Below are 14,354 nucleotides of genomic sequence, written 5' to 3' on the forward strand. Positions count from 1 at the left end.
TCCCGGGGTCGCTCTGTCGACTTCGCCCGTCGGCCCGCGCCGCACCATCCGGCACTCGGATGGTCTCATCATCGGGATGTTCGGTGTATCTTCTGTCGTGAGCGGAGACGCTTGACAGCCGAACCGACGGCGCACACGACGGCAACGTACGAACGGAAGGGGTTGCGGATGGTCCGGTTGACACGGGCTCAACAGCAGGAACGCACCCGCGCCGCCGTGCTGACCGCGGCGAAGGCCGAGTTCACCGAGCGCGGATACGCCACGGCGAAGGTGGACCGCATCGCCGAGCGGGCCGAACTGACGCGTGGCGCGGTGTACTCGAACTTCCCGAGCAAACGCGCCCTCTATCTGGCCGTGCTGATCGACATGGTCGAGCGCGCCGCCACGGAGGACGGCACCGTCGGCGGGATCCGTCCTTCGGCGGCGTCACGGGCGGGCGGGCGGCCGCACGCACGGACCTCCACCGCCGAGGCCCTGGGGACCTTCGCCCGCATCTGGCTCGAACGGCTGCCGCTGGCCGACCGAAGCCCCTCCGCCGGCCGGGCGCACCTGGGTTCACTGACCGAGGTGCTCGACGAGGAACCGATCCGTGCCGCGTTCGGCCAAGTGACCCGCCTGGAGGCGCTGTTGCTGGCGCTCGCGCTGGAGTCACTGGACTCACGCGCCTGTACCGAGACGCCGCCCGCGCGACAGGTACGGCGGGCTCAGCTGGTCCTGCGGCTGCTGGACGGTCCGGGCGCCTCGGCGGACCCGGCCCTCGGATTCGGCGACCCCTTCGACATCGCACAGGCCTGCGCACACCTGGACGGGCTCGCCCTCGCCGACACCTGGGACCCCCCGCACCTGCCCTACGTCCCGCCCGCGCGAGCCTGCCGGGACCGCTGGGAGCCGCCGTGTGAGCTGCCGGACCTGCTCAGCCGGCGCATGGTCGGATTCACCGAGGGCGGTGTGATCACGGTCCTCGGCACCCACCGTCTCGAAGCCGCGGAAGAGGCCGTCCGCAGCGCACGGGCCGGTGATCTGATCACCGTGGCCGTCACCACGGCCGCTCCCGCCGAGATCGGACGCCTCGTCCAACTGAGGATCGGCGACTTCGCCCGCTGCCTGTGGCGCGCGTTCGACCCCGACAGCCGGCCGCGCCTGCGCCTCGTCCTCGACGAGCGCGGCCTGCTGGCGTCGGCCGTCGGCGTACCGGACGCCGACGACACCACCGAGTACGCGGTCCGCGTACGGCACGACACGATCGTCACCCGAGCCCAAGGACCAGGTGCCGCGCATGCCGCGGCGACCCACGACCTCACCACCGCAGACGTTTCCCACACCACACCCGATGGGGCCGCACCATGACCCAACCCGTTTCGTCCCACGCCACCAGCACCGATCTGCTGGTGCTCCACGCCCTTCGCTGCATCGGCTTCTCGGGCCTGTCCGCAGTGGCCGGGGCGACAGGACTGCCCGAGTCCGACGTCGAGTCGGAACTGATCGACCTCGCCGTCGCCGGACTCGTCACGCGCACCGCGGGCGACTTCGGCGGCTGGGGTCTCACGGACGCGGGCCGCGCCGCGGACGCCGAGCGGATCGCCGACGAGGTGGCGACGGCCGGTGTACGACCCGCTCTGACCGCGGCCTTCGACCGGTTCCTCGTCCTCAACCCCGAACTCCTCGACCTCTGCACGGCATGGCAGACCCGCACCGTCAACGGCGCCATGACGATGAACGACCACAGCGACTCCTCCTACGACGCCCGTGTCCTCGACCGGTTCACGGAGTTCCACCAGCGTGCCGAGCCCCTGTGCGCGGAGCTGTCCGCGGCCCTGCTCCGGTTCCGGCGCTATCCGGTCCGGCTCGCGGACGCGCTCGCCCGCGCGAGGTCCGGCGCGCTGGAGTACGTGACGGACAGCACCGCCTCGTACCACACCGTGTGGTTCCAGCTGCACGAGGACCTGCTGGCCACGCTCGGCATCCCACGCCACTGAACCCACCGGCCGCCGCCGGTGGCACCCCCTCTCCCCCGCAGCCGAAGCAGCAGAGGCGACGCAGAGATGACAACGCGATGACCTTTATTCACCCGCTCTCGGCAGAGGTCGAGGAGACAGTGGACGTCCTCGGCGGAAAGGCGCACGGGCTCATCGTGCTCCGACGTCTGGGGCTGCCCGTGCCACCGGGGTTCGTCATCGGTACGGAGGCATGCCGGGCCTACCTCCGTACCGGGCGGCTGCCCCACGGTCTCGTCGCCGAACTCGCGGCCGCCGTGGCCGAGTTGGAGGCCGCCACGCACCGCGAGCTCGGCGGCGCGGAGCGTCCGCTGGCGGTGTCGGTCCGCTCCGGCGGCAAGGTGTCGATGCCCGGCATGATGAGCACCGTCCTCAACCTCGGGCTCACCTCCGGGGCGACGGCCGCGCTGGCCGAGGAGATGGGCGACCCGCGTTTCGCGCTGGACTCGCGGCTGCGGTTCCTGACCAGCTTCGCCTCCCAGGTCGTCGGCGTGGGCCAGGAGAGCCTGGCCGTCGTGGACCGGGCGATCGCCGGGCGCGACGGTGACCCGAGCGCCTTCGAGACGGCGATCCGCGAGGTCGAGCGGCTCGTCCGCGAGCACAGCGGCGAGCCCGTTCCCGACGACGCGGCCCGGCAGTTGGAGCTCGCCGTCGAGGCGGTGTTCTCGTCCTGGGACACTCCGCGCGCCAAGACCTACCGGGCCCTGCACGACATCCCCGGCGACCTCGGCACGGCCGTGACCGTCCAGGCGATGGTGTTCGGCAACCGCGATGAGCACAGCGGTACGGGTGTCGCCTTCAGCCGCGACCCCAATACCGGTGAGCAAGTACCGTTCGGTGAGGTCCTGTTCGGCCGCCAGGGCGAGGACGTCGTCTCCGGCACCTCGTTGACCGGCCCCCTGCGCGAGCTGGCCGACCGGGAACCCGCCGTATGGGCCCGTCTGTTGACCGCCCTGGACCAGCTGGAGGCGCACTACCGCGACGCCTGCTATGTCGAATTCACCTTCGAGGCAGGCGAGTTGTGGATCCTCCAGGTGCGTCCCGGGCGGTTCGTCGGGCGTGCCGCGGTACGGGTCGCGGTCGACCTCGCCGAGGCGGGAGCGATCGGGCGTGACGAGGCGCTGTTGCGCGTCTCACCGCAGCACCTCGCCCAGGTGCGGACGCCGCGGATCACGGCGATCGACTCCCGGGACGTCTTCACCCGAGGGCTCGGAGCCTCTCCGGGAGTCGCCGTCGGCCGGGTGGCGACCACCGCCGACAGCGCGGCACGGCTGGCGGCGGGCGGACCGGTCGTCCTGCTGCGCCCGGAGACCTCTCCGCTCGACATGCACGGCCTGGCCGCCGCGACCGGGGTCGTCACCGCACGCGGCGGGCCGACCAGCCACGCGGCCGTGGTGGCGCGGGCGATGGGAAAGCCCGCCGTCGTGGGAGCCACGGGCCTCACCGTCGACGCCGCCGACGGCTGCGTCCGGGCGGGTGGGCGCACCCTGCCCGAGGGCACGCTCATCGCCGTCGACGGAACGGGCGGCGAAGTCGTCGTGGGTGAGCCTCGCATCGTCGCGGGCGCGACCGACCCCCACCTCCACCAGCTGCTCGGCTGGGCGGACGACGTCGCGAGCGGCGCCGACGGCGACCGTGACGAGATGGAACGCCTGTCCTCGGCGCAGGCCGTCCTGCGTGCTGCCGGCCGTGGGACGCCCAGCTGACCCCGCGGGCTCCCGTTGGAGGTCCGCGACGTCTTCCGGCCGGAGAAGGCTGTCTGTGGCCAGTGACCTGGGTTCGAACAGAGTGGACAGGTACATGACGGTTTTCTTCAGTCGGGTGCTGTTTCCACTCGATCGGGAGTCCGTGGAGTTCCGTTGTGCGCCACGGCAGGCATCGCCGGTTGCCGCGCCGACCGGCTAGCCAGTCCGGTCTTCGCCGCGTAGCCGTGTGCAGGTGTCCCGTACATGGGAGAGGCGTGGGGCGGCGAGTCCGGGTTCGTGCTGAGAGACGCCGCGCCACAGGGTGAGAGCCTCCGCCACGGTCTCGCGGGCCTCGTCGTGGTGAACGTCCGCCAGGAGCCGGGCCTCGGCATGCGCGGAGAGCGCGTCGGCGAGGCGGATGTGGTGGGCAGTGGGGTCCCCGTCGGCCAGGCGGCGGCTGAGGTCAACGGCCTCCGTAGTGATGCGAAGAGCCTCGGCATACCGTCCCGCTACGGCCGAGCGAAGGCCGTGGACGGCCAGCGCGTCGGCGAGCAGGGGTTCGTGCGCGGTGGCGTCCGCCCGCACCAGGCTGTCACAGATCCCCACCGCCTCCGCGGTCGCGCCGAGCGCTGCACGACTGCCCTCCTCGTCCCGGGGGGCGTAGCGGCCGAGACTCCAGAGGGCGGACGCGAGGGCGGCTTTCTGGGCGGGATCCTCGGGGGTGGACCGGGCGGCAGCGACCGCCTGCGCGAGGTGGGACATGGCCTCGGCGGTCTGCCCTTGTTCCCCGGCCCAGGTGCCCAGACCCAGAAGGGCTCGGGTGAGGACGGGGCCCTGGACGGCAGGGGCGAGGGACTGTGCCGTGTCGACGGCCTGCTGGAGGGCATGGCGTGCCTCCGCATGTCCCACGCAGTGTCTGAGCACACCGAGGAGGAGCAGCGCGTCGGCGAACACCGGCCGCTGCGCCGGATCTTCCCGGTGGAGATCGCGCAGCAGCGTGACCGCTTCTTCGGCCGTCGGCAGCGCTTCCCGGCGCCGGCCTGCCTGTGTCATGACGGCGGTGAGGACGGCCATGGACGCGGCCAGCTGGGAGCGGTGCTGGGCCGGGTCGGGGTGGGCGAGCTTGCGGCAGGTGGCCACGGCTTGCCTCAGAGCGGCCACCGCGGCGTCGTGACGGCCTGACGCGGAGCGAAGGGTGCCCACCATGAGCAGTCCGTTGACGTAGTGGGGCCCATGGGCTGCGCTGTCGCGCGCCGCGAGGGTCTTCCGGACCTTGACCAGCGCCTCCCAGCTGTCCAGCGCCTCGGCTCTGTGCCCGGCGACGGTGAGCAGGGACGCGAGGATGGACAAGTCGGTGGCGAGCTGCGGCTTGTACGTGTCCGGGTTGCTCCGCGACAGGCGGCGGCGGAACAGCTTCACCGCTTCTGTCGCCGGTTGGACGGCCGCGTCCGTCTGCCCCATGGCGAGGAGACAAGTGGCCTTGTTCGCCAGGGCCATGGCCAGCGCTGTGTGGGCTGGGCCCGTCCGGCCGGCCGCGATGAGGCGACGTTGGATGCCGATCGCCTCATCGATGAGCACGAGGGCCTTGTCGAGCCTGCCCATGGCCTTCCAACGGAGGGAGAGGTTGCTGAGGCTCGTCCCCAGGCCCGGGCGGAAGGCGTCGGATCGCCGCTCGTCCAGCCTGCGGTGAAGGGCAACCGCCTTCCGGGCGCTTGCGAGGGCCTGCTCGTGCTGCCCGGTGGCCTCCTGCTGGCTGGACAGCGTAGTCAGGCTCATGGCGAGATCCGCCGTGAAGACACCCGGTTCCTTCCGGGCCAGGGACCGGTAGTGGTCGACCGCCTTTCCGGCGGCTTCGCATGCTTCCCGGGTCCTTCCCGCGGTGTTGAGCTGGTTGGCGTACGTGTTCAGGCTCGCCGCCAGCTCAGGGGTGTACACCGACGGTTCCCTGTCCGCCAGTTGCTGGTAGAGGTCCACGGTCTCGGCGGCCGCCGGAAGAGCGTCGTCGTGCTGTCCTTCGTCGTCCAGATTGATCGCCAGGGAGTTGAGGCTGAGTGCGAGGTCGGCGAGGTGGGCATCGGGGTTTTCGTCGGCCAGGCGGCGGCGGATGCGTACCGCTTCCTCGTTCGCCGCGAGGGCTTCGGTGTACCGGCCGGTGGCCGAGAGGCAGTTGGCGTGTGTTCCCAGAGTCATGGCGAGCCTGGGGCGGAAGGCGTCCGGGCGCTCTTCGGCCAGCGCCTCGTACAGCGCCACGGCCTCTTGGCTCCTCCGGACGGCTTTCTCGGGGCGTCCCGCGTCCTTCAACCAGATGGCCTGGTTGTTCAGCGCGTCGGCGAGGGCGGGCTTGTAGGTCTCGCCGTGCTGCTCCAGCAGGTCGCGGCGGAGGCCGACGGCCTTGCCGATGTTCTCGAGTGCTTCCTGGAAGTGCCCCAGTTCGCCTTCGGCGGTGGAGACGGCGCTGAGTGCGTGGGACAGTTCGCTCATGTGGACGGCGGAGGGGGGCGCGTCCGTCTCCTCGGTGAGCTGCTCGTACGCGCGCACCGCTTCGCGGGCGCGGCGGAGTGCTTCCTCCCGTTTCCCGAGGCGGCTGAGCATGACCGACACGTTGATGAGACTGGCCGCGTAGTGAGGAAGGTAGGTACGGCCGTCCCTGGCGGCGAGTCGCGCGGCCAGTGCGCTGCTTTCCTGCGCGGACGCCAGGGCTTCTCTGTGCCGTCCCAGGTCGCCGAGGCGGCCGGTGAGCCGCCGCATCGAGGTGGCGAGGTTCGCCAGGTGGGCCGGGTCCGCCTCGGCCTGCTCGCGGTGGACGGCCGCGAGCCGTTGCGTCACCTGGACGGCCAGCGGCCCCAGGCTGTGGGTGGGCCGTGGCAGGCGGTCGGCGAGGTCCGCGAGGTCCTGAGGAGTCGCGTCCGCGCGCTCGGCCAGCTCCGTCAGGGCGCGCACGAGCGGTTCCGGGCGCTCCACCCGCGTGGCGACGTCCACGGCCACCGGGAGCAGGATGTCCTTGCGGCGTACGCACAAGGCGGTGAGCTCGGCGTCGAGCAGTCCGCGGTGGGCGGGGTGAGCGGCGGCGCGGGCGTAGACGGTGAGCAGACGAGTGGTCTGTGTCGTGGTCAGTCCGCTGTCGGCGAGCAGATCGTCCACGAAGCCCGGATCGTCGAGCAACTGCCGGCCGACGAAGTACTCGGCCAACCGGTCCGGCCGGAGCTCCGCCCAGGCTGCGCTGCCCCGGGGCGGGTAGAGAGCGCTGATCCAGTCCCTGACCGCGTAACGGTGCCTGGTGCTGAGGTCGGACAGCACCGGTATCCCCCGCAGCAGGGTGTCCGCCTGCCGGCGGTCGTCCGCGCCGCACAGGAACGCCGCGGCCAGCGGCTGCGGGAGGTCCTCCCGTCTCAGCCCCGTTCCCGAGCGATCGGCGGCGCTCTCCCAGTAGGCGATCTCGTGGTCCAGCAGCCGCTCGTCCAGCACTGGGCCGGGGTCGTCGGCGTCTTGGGCCGGGTCCGGCCTCGCGGCGTCCAGCAGATCGACGAGCGCCGTCATGTGCAGGGTGAGCGCCCCCTGAAGGTCCTCGGCGGAACGGAGGCGCTCCCGGCAGGACTTCTTGAGATCTCTGGCGATGGTGGACCAGTCGTCGTCCTGCCGGCCGTCCACTCCGTGCAGGGCGCGGGAGAGGCTGTCCACGGCCTGGCAGTACGCCTTGCGGATGTCGATGTCGTGCGGCTGCAGCGGGGGCAGGGCGGTCACAGGCGCCGCCTCGACCACGTTCTGGACCGGAGGATGCGCGCGACGGGCGGCGCTCCACCAGTCTCCGCGAGTACGGGCGAGCAGGAGCATTTTGAACGGCGTGCCCGCTCGGTGTGCGGCGAGGGCCCGCAGCAGAACGGTGAGCCGGCCGAGGCGGGTCTCGGCGTGGTCCAGGATCACCAGGAGCGGCACGGCCGCGTCCGCCAGCTCCTGCACGGTGGCGTCGTCGGCATGGTCGGTGGGCCACACGACGGTCCAGCGTTTCGCTTCCAGCCGATCGGCCAGCTCCAGAGCCAATCGCGTCTTGCCCTGCCCTCCGGGCGCGTGCACCAGGCGCACCCCGAGACCGGGTTGCTCGCACCAGCTGCCCAGTTCGTGCAGCAGTCGGGCCCGGCCACGGAAGGGCACCACCGCCCTGTGGGCGTCCAGCAGCGCCGCGGGGGAGGTGAGCAGACCGCCGGGGAGCGGCGGCGCGGGCGGGTCGTACAGCCGCTGCCACTCCGCCGGCTCCATCCGTGTCGGCAGACGGTCCTCGGCCAGAACGTCCTGGAACGCCGGATCGTTCAGCAGGACGTATGCGGGTGAGATCTCCAGCCGGGTGTGACCGAATCCGGCGAAGTCGACGGCCACGACACCGACGAGTACGTCGTCGCAGAAGACCGCGGCTCCGGACAGGCCGCCCCAGGGGGAGCGCGTACGGTCCGGAGTGCCGCCGCCGTCGAGGCGCTCCTCGACCCGCATCAGGTGGCGGTTGTTGGCGGAGCGGTCCGTACGGTTGACCGTGCCCCTCACGCGGTACAGGTCGGCCGCCTGCGGCTCGCGCTGGACGATGTTCGGCAGCCCCACGGTCTGGCACTCGACTGCGGGTCGGTGCGTGACCAGCCGGCCCCAGCGGACCGGTCTCCAGGACGACGCGGCCCCGCCCGGTCCTCGGTAGGCGTTCTCGGCCCGGAGAAGAGCCGCGTCGTCCCTGCCCTTCGGTGTGCCGCGCCAGACGACCGTGGCGGTGTACCGCTCCTTCTCCCCGGGGTGGAAGAAAGTCACCTTCCCGCCTACGTGCGGTACGACGTGGGCCGAGGTCAGCACAAGGCTGCGGCTGATCACAAAGCCTGACCCGGGGCCCCGCGGCCCGTCCACCCCCACCACACGGCCGTCGTCCACGCTCTACCCCCGAGTCCACCGTGTTCGCCCGTCCGGGCAGTGCTGTCAGTTCCTGATGCGCCCGGACACGTCGCCCGGCCCTTCAGGCCGGTCGCGGTCGCCATGGATCAAGAGGTCCTCGCCGTCCGCCCTCCGCGGGTTGAGCGTCACCGAGATCCGGTGCGTGCGGGTCCGCCCGGCACTGGCCTCCCCGTCGGCGGTGACCACCCATGCCTTGAAGCCGCCCTTGGCCTTGGCGTCGTACCGCAGCTCAACCGCGAACTCCATCTCGATCGGCCCCACCTGGAACGCGACATCAGTCCCGGTCCCGCGAGCGGCAGCCGCCAAGAGTTCATCGCGCAAGGCCGCGACCGCGTCCGCCAGCTCAATCTCCACGGACCCCACCGGTGTCCTCCCCCCACCGCGCCACAGTGCGCGTCTGTTCATCGCACAGTACAGATGGCCGGTACGGCGTGGTGGTGGATTCGTCGAGTACCGCCCGCATCGCATCGCAATCCCGGGCGTCACCCGCCGAGGCGAGCGACAGGCGTTCCCTTCACCCCGGCCGGGCCGGGCCTCACTCGGCGGGCGGGGCGGTGAGCTGCTCGGAGATACTGGCTTCCCGTGCGGCGATACGCCGGTCGGCGGAGCGAGCGTTGCCTCGGGCGGCCGTGAGGCGTTCGTTGAGGCGTTCGTTGGTGTTCGCTGGTGTTCGTGAGCACGGCGACGTCACGGCGCAGGGCACCGTTGGCGGTGGTGATGCGCACGGCGTCGGCGTCCGTCGTCCCGTCCTGTTGCAGCTCAGCGATCTGGCCCAGTGGTGCGGCGACGCGCTCGCGCTGGTTGGTGACCCCGGCATGGGCGGCTTCGAGGGCGTCCTCGGTGTTCGGCGCGCGTTCGCGCCGGGAAGCCTCGACCGCTCGGCGCCGGGCTTCGTCGGCGTCGACCCGGAGGCCGCGAGCACGGGCTGCGGCGTCGGTGACCCACTGGTCCCCAAAAATGATCCAGGGCCGCCTTCGGATACCTCCGAAGGCGGCCCTGGACCTGCGACTTCGTAAAGTCGGGACGACAGGATTTGAACCTGCGACCCCTTGACCCCCAGTCAAGTGCGCTACCAAGCTGCGCCACGTCCCGGTGCGCGTCCCACGTTCCGTGCGATCGCGCAGGTCAACCTTACCTCATCCGCGCGGTGGGGCGGAGTCGCCGGCCGTCTCCTCCCGCGGCGACCGGTGACGTACCCGTGGCGTCCTCCGCGGGCTCGAGCGGCGTGGTCCCGAACTCGGCCGCCCGCTCCGCGAGTTCCCGCCACACGTCCGGCGCCACAGGTACCGTTCGCACCGGGGCGGGACACTCCGTCGGTGACGTCCGGGACGGGCAGCCGCTTCGGGGTGCCGAGGGTCTCGTCCACGGCCTCCGTGAAATCCTCCGTGCTGCCCGGAAGGCGGGGTCGACAGCGATGAGCAGGGTGTTCGGGCGGTGCGGCGCTTGCGACCGGATGGGGCGCCGGGGTGGACGGCGGAGAAGACGTGAGCGCCGGCGAGCACGCTGGTCAGCAGCTCGAAGTCGAGTGACATGCCGGAGCCCTCGGTGCCGCCCAGCGGCAGCGGCGTGATCGCCCACGCCGGGTGTCTCGAGAGCGCGGCACCCAGCTCTCCGGAAAGCCTCTCCAATCGTCCCGGCATTCCGGCGGTGGCCTTGTCCGGGTCCTGCCGGCTCCCGAAGCAGCCCGCCAGGACCGTCACGGTCGCGGACGACGGGCCAGGACCTTGGGCGTGGGGCGGACCGCGACAAGTCGGGGGCCCCGCCGACCCCGAGGACTGGGACTCGGCAGTGCTGTACGAAGGGGACAGACTGCCGCCCATCCCCGACCGTGCCTTTGCGCGAGATCCGTTGGCGCAGCCGTTTCTGAGGTCGCCGGACCTGAGGCACCAGGAGGCCGGGAGAGACCTGACTCTGTTCTCACCCGCCCGACTGTCCTGACCTGCGCCGGGGATGTCGCGCGTCGTCCGTTCCACAGGAACGCCCGGCCGGGGAGCCGGCCGGGCGTTTCCGCACGGACGGTCCCTCAGAAGGCATTCACGCTGCCGATGTGCGGTTTCAGCAGTTTTGTCGGCTGTCCGGATCGCCTCGGCGCCGGGCGCGGCCTCGTGTTCCACGGTCAGGGCGGCTGCCCGAGGTGCTCGCCGCGCACGGCGCGGCAGTGGTTCAGTCGCCCACGAACTCCCGCGCCAGCCGCTCCCCCGTCTCCTCGGCGGCCTCCCCGTCCTCGATGGGCTCCACCTCACTGTCCTTGAAGACGATGTACGTCACGCCGGATGCGGCACCGCCGCCGTGCGGGTCGGCCGGGATGCCGAGCGACTGCGCGGCGGCGTAGGAGGCCTCGCCGATGAGGTCGCGGGGGCCGATGTCGCCGACGACCGCGTACCGCACCCGGTCCCCGTGGACGACGGCCGCGACCGATCCGCCGTGGACGTCGTGCTCGCGGTGGTCCCAGATGCCGCTGGGCTGGGGCAGGACCACGTAGGGCAGGCGTTCGGCGTCCAGTGGGCGGCCGTCCGATCCGGCGTAGGCGGTGGCGGGGGTGAAGTGCGGGTCGGTGCCGCTGTTGCAGCGGTCGCCGGGCCGGCCGTCGCAGTCGACGTCCAGGTCGGCCTTCCAGTACACGGCGTCGTCCGTACCGCAGACCGGGATGTCCGCCGGCGCTCCGGCGTCGGTGCGGTAGCGCCCGTGCGAGACGGGTTCGCAGCCCCGCACCTTGGCCAGCAGCTCCTCGGCGCGGACGGGCCCCTCACGCCCGCTCTCCCGCTGCCGGGTCCCGGGCCCGGTCCGGTCCGGCGGTACGGGACCGGCCTGGGACCGCGGAACCGGTCCGATCCGGTGACCGGACCTGCCCGCCCGGACCGGGTCGGGCTGGGGCTGGGGCTGGGGGCCGGACCGGAGCTGGGCCTGGGAGCCGGGGCGGGGCTGGGGCGAGGCGCCGGGGAAGGTCGTGGGGGCGAGCAGGGCGGCGCTGGCCGCGACCAGTGTCAGCGACTGGACACGCACGTTGTGGCCTCTCCTGGGGGACATGGACGGTCACTCGGCCTCATCTGTCCCCGAATCGCTCCCGCGGCCACCTTTTGTGGGCCAGACGGTGCACGCCCGGATGGCGTCCGGCGCGGTGCGGGCGGTGCGCGTCCGGTCACCGCGACCGGGGGCGGGCGGGCCGGGCCTGTACCGGCTCCGGCCCGCCCGGCCGCCCACGCCGGCGCGGCTTCAGCGACGACAGCGGTCCGCGCCACCGGCTCGAACTCCCCGGCGCCTCCGGGGATTCGGCCGTGAGGGCAGTCAGCATACGTAACGCTCCCGGGTGGTCACCAACGACCACCCTCTTGATGTGATCGCGTCACCAGCGTCATATTGGTCCGGACCATTCCCGTCACATCCGAGCCGCCCCGGAGGCAGCGCCGTGCGACACGTTCCCGCCCCCGCCGCCCCCGCCGCTCCCACCGTTCCCTCCCTCGCCTCCCTTGCCTCCGTCGTGCGCCGCTGCGTCCTGGCCTGCGGAGCACTCGCCCTGGTCACGTCCTGCGGCTGGGCCGTGGGCGACGACGGCAGCGACGGGGGCGGGCTGCCCGGGGCGCCGACGGGTGTGACCGCGGAGGCGGGCAGCGCCACGACCGTGCACGTGATGTGGAACGCGGTCGACGAGGTCAAGACGTACGAGGTCTATCGCGACGGCACGTTGGTGAAGCGGCTGCCGGCTTCCGAACGCATGGTGGACGTCACCCGGCTGCACCCCTCGAAGGCCTACGCCTTCACCGTGCGGGCACGCGACGCGGACGGGCGACTCGGCCCCCGCAGCCGGGAGGTGCGGGCGACGACCCCCGCGGCGGTCGCCGACGACGCCGCCCCGACACGCCCGCAGGATGCCCACGGCCGCGCGGCGGGCAGCCGGTCGGTGCAGCTCACCTGGTCGGCCGCGACCGACGACCGCGGTGTGGTGTCGTACGACATCCACCAGGGAGACACCAAGGTGCACAGCGTCGGCGGCGGGCAGACGGCGGCCGTCGTCACGGGGCTGCGCGCGGGCACCCGCTACTCCTTCACGGTCCGGGCTCGGGACGCCGCCGACAACGTCTCCCCCGCGAGCGCCACCGTCCGGCTCACCACCCCGGGCACCGACGACGGGGGCGCCACCGCGCCCACCGCCCTGCGCGCCACCTCCCACCACGCCGACGGGGCGTACTACATCGACCTCTCCTGGGTCCCGCCGCGCACGGACGGCGTGGTCACCGAGTACCAGATCCACCTGGACGGCCGTCCGGCGACCTCACTCGTCTACGGCGGCGACGCGCCGCGCGAGCGGGCCGAGTACAGCTTCTACGCGGGGCGCCAGGCCGGTGTCACACACCGGGTGCGGGTCCGGGCCCGGCTCTCCGACGGCACCTGGGGCGGCCTCTCGGACGAGCGGAAGGTGACCACGGGCGGCGGGTGACGTCCCGGCAGTGGCGCGCTGGGCCGGCCGGCGTGTCACCTGGGCGGTCGCGCTCGGCATGCGGGCGCGGTCGCCGCCCTGTTGGCTGCCCCTGGGACAGCACGGGCCGTTCCCGATCTCGGCGGCGCAAGGGATGTACCGCCGACCGTGCTGCCGGAGGGCAGTCCACATGCGCATCTCATCGCCACTTCTCCGCTCCGGCCTGACCGTGGCAGCGGCTGCCGTGCTGCCCGTCGCCCTGGCTGCCGGGGCGGCTTCCGCGGGCCCGGGCATCTCCGTGAGCACCACCGGGACCAACGTGTCGGTCACGACCACCGCCTGCGCCCAGCTGGGCGGCAGCTGGGGCACCGCGTCGCTGATCACCGGCAGCCAGGGGGACTTCGCCCAGGGGCGCCAGGTGGCGCTGTCCGGAACGAGCTCCGGACAGTCCGCCGGCTGGTCCGGCATCAGCCCGGGCACCTACACGGTCATCGTCATGTGCTCCAACAACAGCACCGCCGGCGCCCAGACCGTCATCGTCTCCGCGGCGCCCACACCTTCGCCCAGCCGTTCCCCGTCCCCCTCTCCCTCCGCGTCACCACGCGGTGTCACGGGCGGTCTCGGCGGAGCCGTCGAGGACTACGGCACGGCCACCCTCGTGGCGGGCGGCGCGCTGGCCGGCACGGGCGTCATCGCCGCGGCGTGGTTCCTGCGCCGCCGCCGCAGGCCGTACCGGTTCTGACCGGCCCGCCCCGGCCTCCGTCAGGCCGGCTCGTCATCCGGCAGCTCGGCGAACTCCGCCAGGGCGTGCCTGAGCCACTGGGTCCAGAAGGTCTCCAGGTCGATGCCGGCGCGCAGCACCAGGTGCCGCAGCCGGTCCTCGGCGCTGTCCTTCCCGGGCGGGAAGTCCCGCCTCTCGATCTCCTCGTACTCGCTCAACTGCCGCTCGTGAAGCTCCAGATGGCGTCGCAGGTCCGCCTCGATACCGGTGGTGCCGACCACCGCGGCGGCACGCAGCCGCAGCAGCATCGTGTCCCGCAGGGGCTTGGGGTCCTGTGCGGCGGCGGCCCAGCGGGCCAGTTCGTCCCGGCCCGCGGGCAGGACCTCGTAGGACTTCTTCTGCCCGCGGGCCGGCTGCTGTCCGGGAAGCGTGCGGATCAGGCCCGCCGCCTCCAGTTTTCCCAGTTCGCGATAGATCTGCTGGTGTGTCGCCGACCAGAAGTAGCCGATCGACCTGTCGAACCGGCGGGTCAGCTCCAGCCCGGACGACGGCTTTTCGACCAGGGCGGTGAGGATCGCGTGCGGGAGTGACATGCGCTCATCCTAGGGACGGCCCCC

Annotated in this window: 10 protein-coding genes and 1 tRNA gene; 6 read left to right on the forward strand and 5 right to left on the reverse strand. The window is 72.5% G+C overall.

The window, feature by feature from the left end; genetic code table 11:
* Positions 1-168 precede the first annotated feature (168 nt).
* The 3 genes from ACP4J0_RS28330 to ACP4J0_RS28340 all read left to right on the forward strand — a co-directional run bounded on the left by ACP4J0_RS28330 (position 169) and on the right by ACP4J0_RS28340 (position 3,700).
* On the forward strand, positions 169-1,347 hold the full coding sequence (locus ACP4J0_RS28330) for a TetR family transcriptional regulator (RefSeq protein ID WP_426601560.1): 1,179 nt from the start codon (positions 169-171) through the stop codon (positions 1,345-1,347).
* A complete protein-coding gene (locus tag ACP4J0_RS28335) occupies positions 1,344-1,976 on the forward strand; it encodes a transcriptional regulator (protein ID WP_426601561.1) in 633 nt (210 codons plus the stop codon). Before ACP4J0_RS28330 ends, ACP4J0_RS28335 begins: the two co-directional genes overlap by 4 nt.
* Before the next feature lie 77 nt (positions 1,977-2,053).
* Positions 2,054-3,700 carry a pyruvate, phosphate dikinase gene (locus ACP4J0_RS28340; RefSeq protein ID WP_426601562.1) on the forward strand — a complete coding sequence of 549 codons (1,647 nt, stop codon included), beginning with the start codon at positions 2,054-2,056 and terminating at the stop codon, positions 3,698-3,700.
* 195 nt (positions 3,701-3,895) lie between these two features.
* On the opposite strand, the gene ACP4J0_RS28345 is transcribed toward ACP4J0_RS28340, so the two are convergent.
* Complete coding sequence (locus ACP4J0_RS28345) at positions 3,896-8,581, reverse strand: tetratricopeptide repeat protein (RefSeq protein ID WP_426601563.1); 4,686 nt, start codon at positions 8,579-8,581, stop codon at positions 3,896-3,898.
* A gap of 45 nt (positions 8,582-8,626) precedes the next feature.
* On the reverse strand, positions 8,627-8,956 hold the full coding sequence (locus ACP4J0_RS28350) for a trypco2 family protein (RefSeq protein ID WP_426601564.1): 330 nt from the start codon (positions 8,954-8,956) through the stop codon (positions 8,627-8,629).
* 302 nt (positions 8,957-9,258) lie between these two features.
* Between ACP4J0_RS28350 and ACP4J0_RS28355 the strand changes: the two genes are divergently transcribed.
* Positions 9,259-9,618 carry a hypothetical protein gene (locus ACP4J0_RS28355; RefSeq protein ID WP_426601565.1) on the forward strand — a complete coding sequence of 120 codons (360 nt, stop codon included), beginning with the start codon at positions 9,259-9,261 and terminating at the stop codon, positions 9,616-9,618.
* 2 nt (positions 9,619-9,620) lie between these two features.
* Here the strand turns inward: ACP4J0_RS28355 and ACP4J0_RS28360 are convergent.
* Positions 9,621-9,694: transfer RNA gene (locus ACP4J0_RS28360), tRNA-Pro, on the reverse strand.
* Between the two features lie 1,071 nt (positions 9,695-10,765).
* Entirely contained in the window at positions 10,766-11,605 is an 840-nt protein-coding gene (locus tag ACP4J0_RS28365; protein ID WP_426601566.1) for a glycoside hydrolase family 75 protein, read from the reverse strand.
* 403 nt (positions 11,606-12,008) lie between these two features.
* Between ACP4J0_RS28365 and ACP4J0_RS28370 the strand changes: the two genes are divergently transcribed.
* Both ACP4J0_RS28370 and ACP4J0_RS28375 read left to right on the forward strand, forming a co-directional pair.
* Positions 12,009-13,037, forward strand: a complete 1,029-nt coding sequence (locus ACP4J0_RS28370) for a fibronectin type III domain-containing protein (RefSeq protein ID WP_426601567.1) — start codon at positions 12,009-12,011, stop codon at positions 13,035-13,037.
* Between the two features lie 169 nt (positions 13,038-13,206).
* Positions 13,207-13,758, forward strand: a complete 552-nt coding sequence (locus ACP4J0_RS28375) for a hypothetical protein (RefSeq protein WP_426601568.1) — start codon at positions 13,207-13,209, stop codon at positions 13,756-13,758.
* Between the two features lie 20 nt (positions 13,759-13,778).
* Here ACP4J0_RS28375 and ACP4J0_RS28380 read toward each other — a convergent pair whose 3' ends face one another.
* Complete coding sequence (locus tag ACP4J0_RS28380) at positions 13,779-14,330, reverse strand: PadR family transcriptional regulator (RefSeq protein WP_426601569.1); 552 nt, start codon at positions 14,328-14,330, stop codon at positions 13,779-13,781.
* Positions 14,331-14,354 lie beyond the last annotated feature (24 nt).

The sequence above is a fragment of the Streptomyces sp. WG7 genome (assembly GCF_049975785.1).
Lineage (GTDB): Bacteria > Actinomycetota > Actinomycetes > Streptomycetales > Streptomycetaceae > Streptomyces.

Excerpts from the sequence above, each read along its gene's own strand:
- ACP4J0_RS28330 (WP_426601560.1), top strand. The coding sequence starts at position 169 with ATGGTCCGGTTGACACGGGCTCAACAGCAGGAACGCACCCGCGCCGCC.
- ACP4J0_RS28335 (WP_426601561.1), top strand. The coding sequence starts at position 1,344 with ATGACCCAACCCGTTTCGTCCCACGCCACCAGCACCGATCTGCTGGTG.
- ACP4J0_RS28340 (WP_426601562.1), top strand. The coding sequence starts at position 2,054 with ATGACCTTTATTCACCCGCTCTCGGCAGAGGTCGAGGAGACAGTGGAC.
- ACP4J0_RS28375 (WP_426601568.1), top strand. The coding sequence starts at position 13,207 with ATGCGCATCTCATCGCCACTTCTCCGCTCCGGCCTGACCGTGGCAGCG.
- ACP4J0_RS28380 (WP_426601569.1), bottom strand. The coding sequence starts at position 14,330 with ATGTCACTCCCGCACGCGATCCTCACCGCCCTGGTCGAAAAGCCGTCG.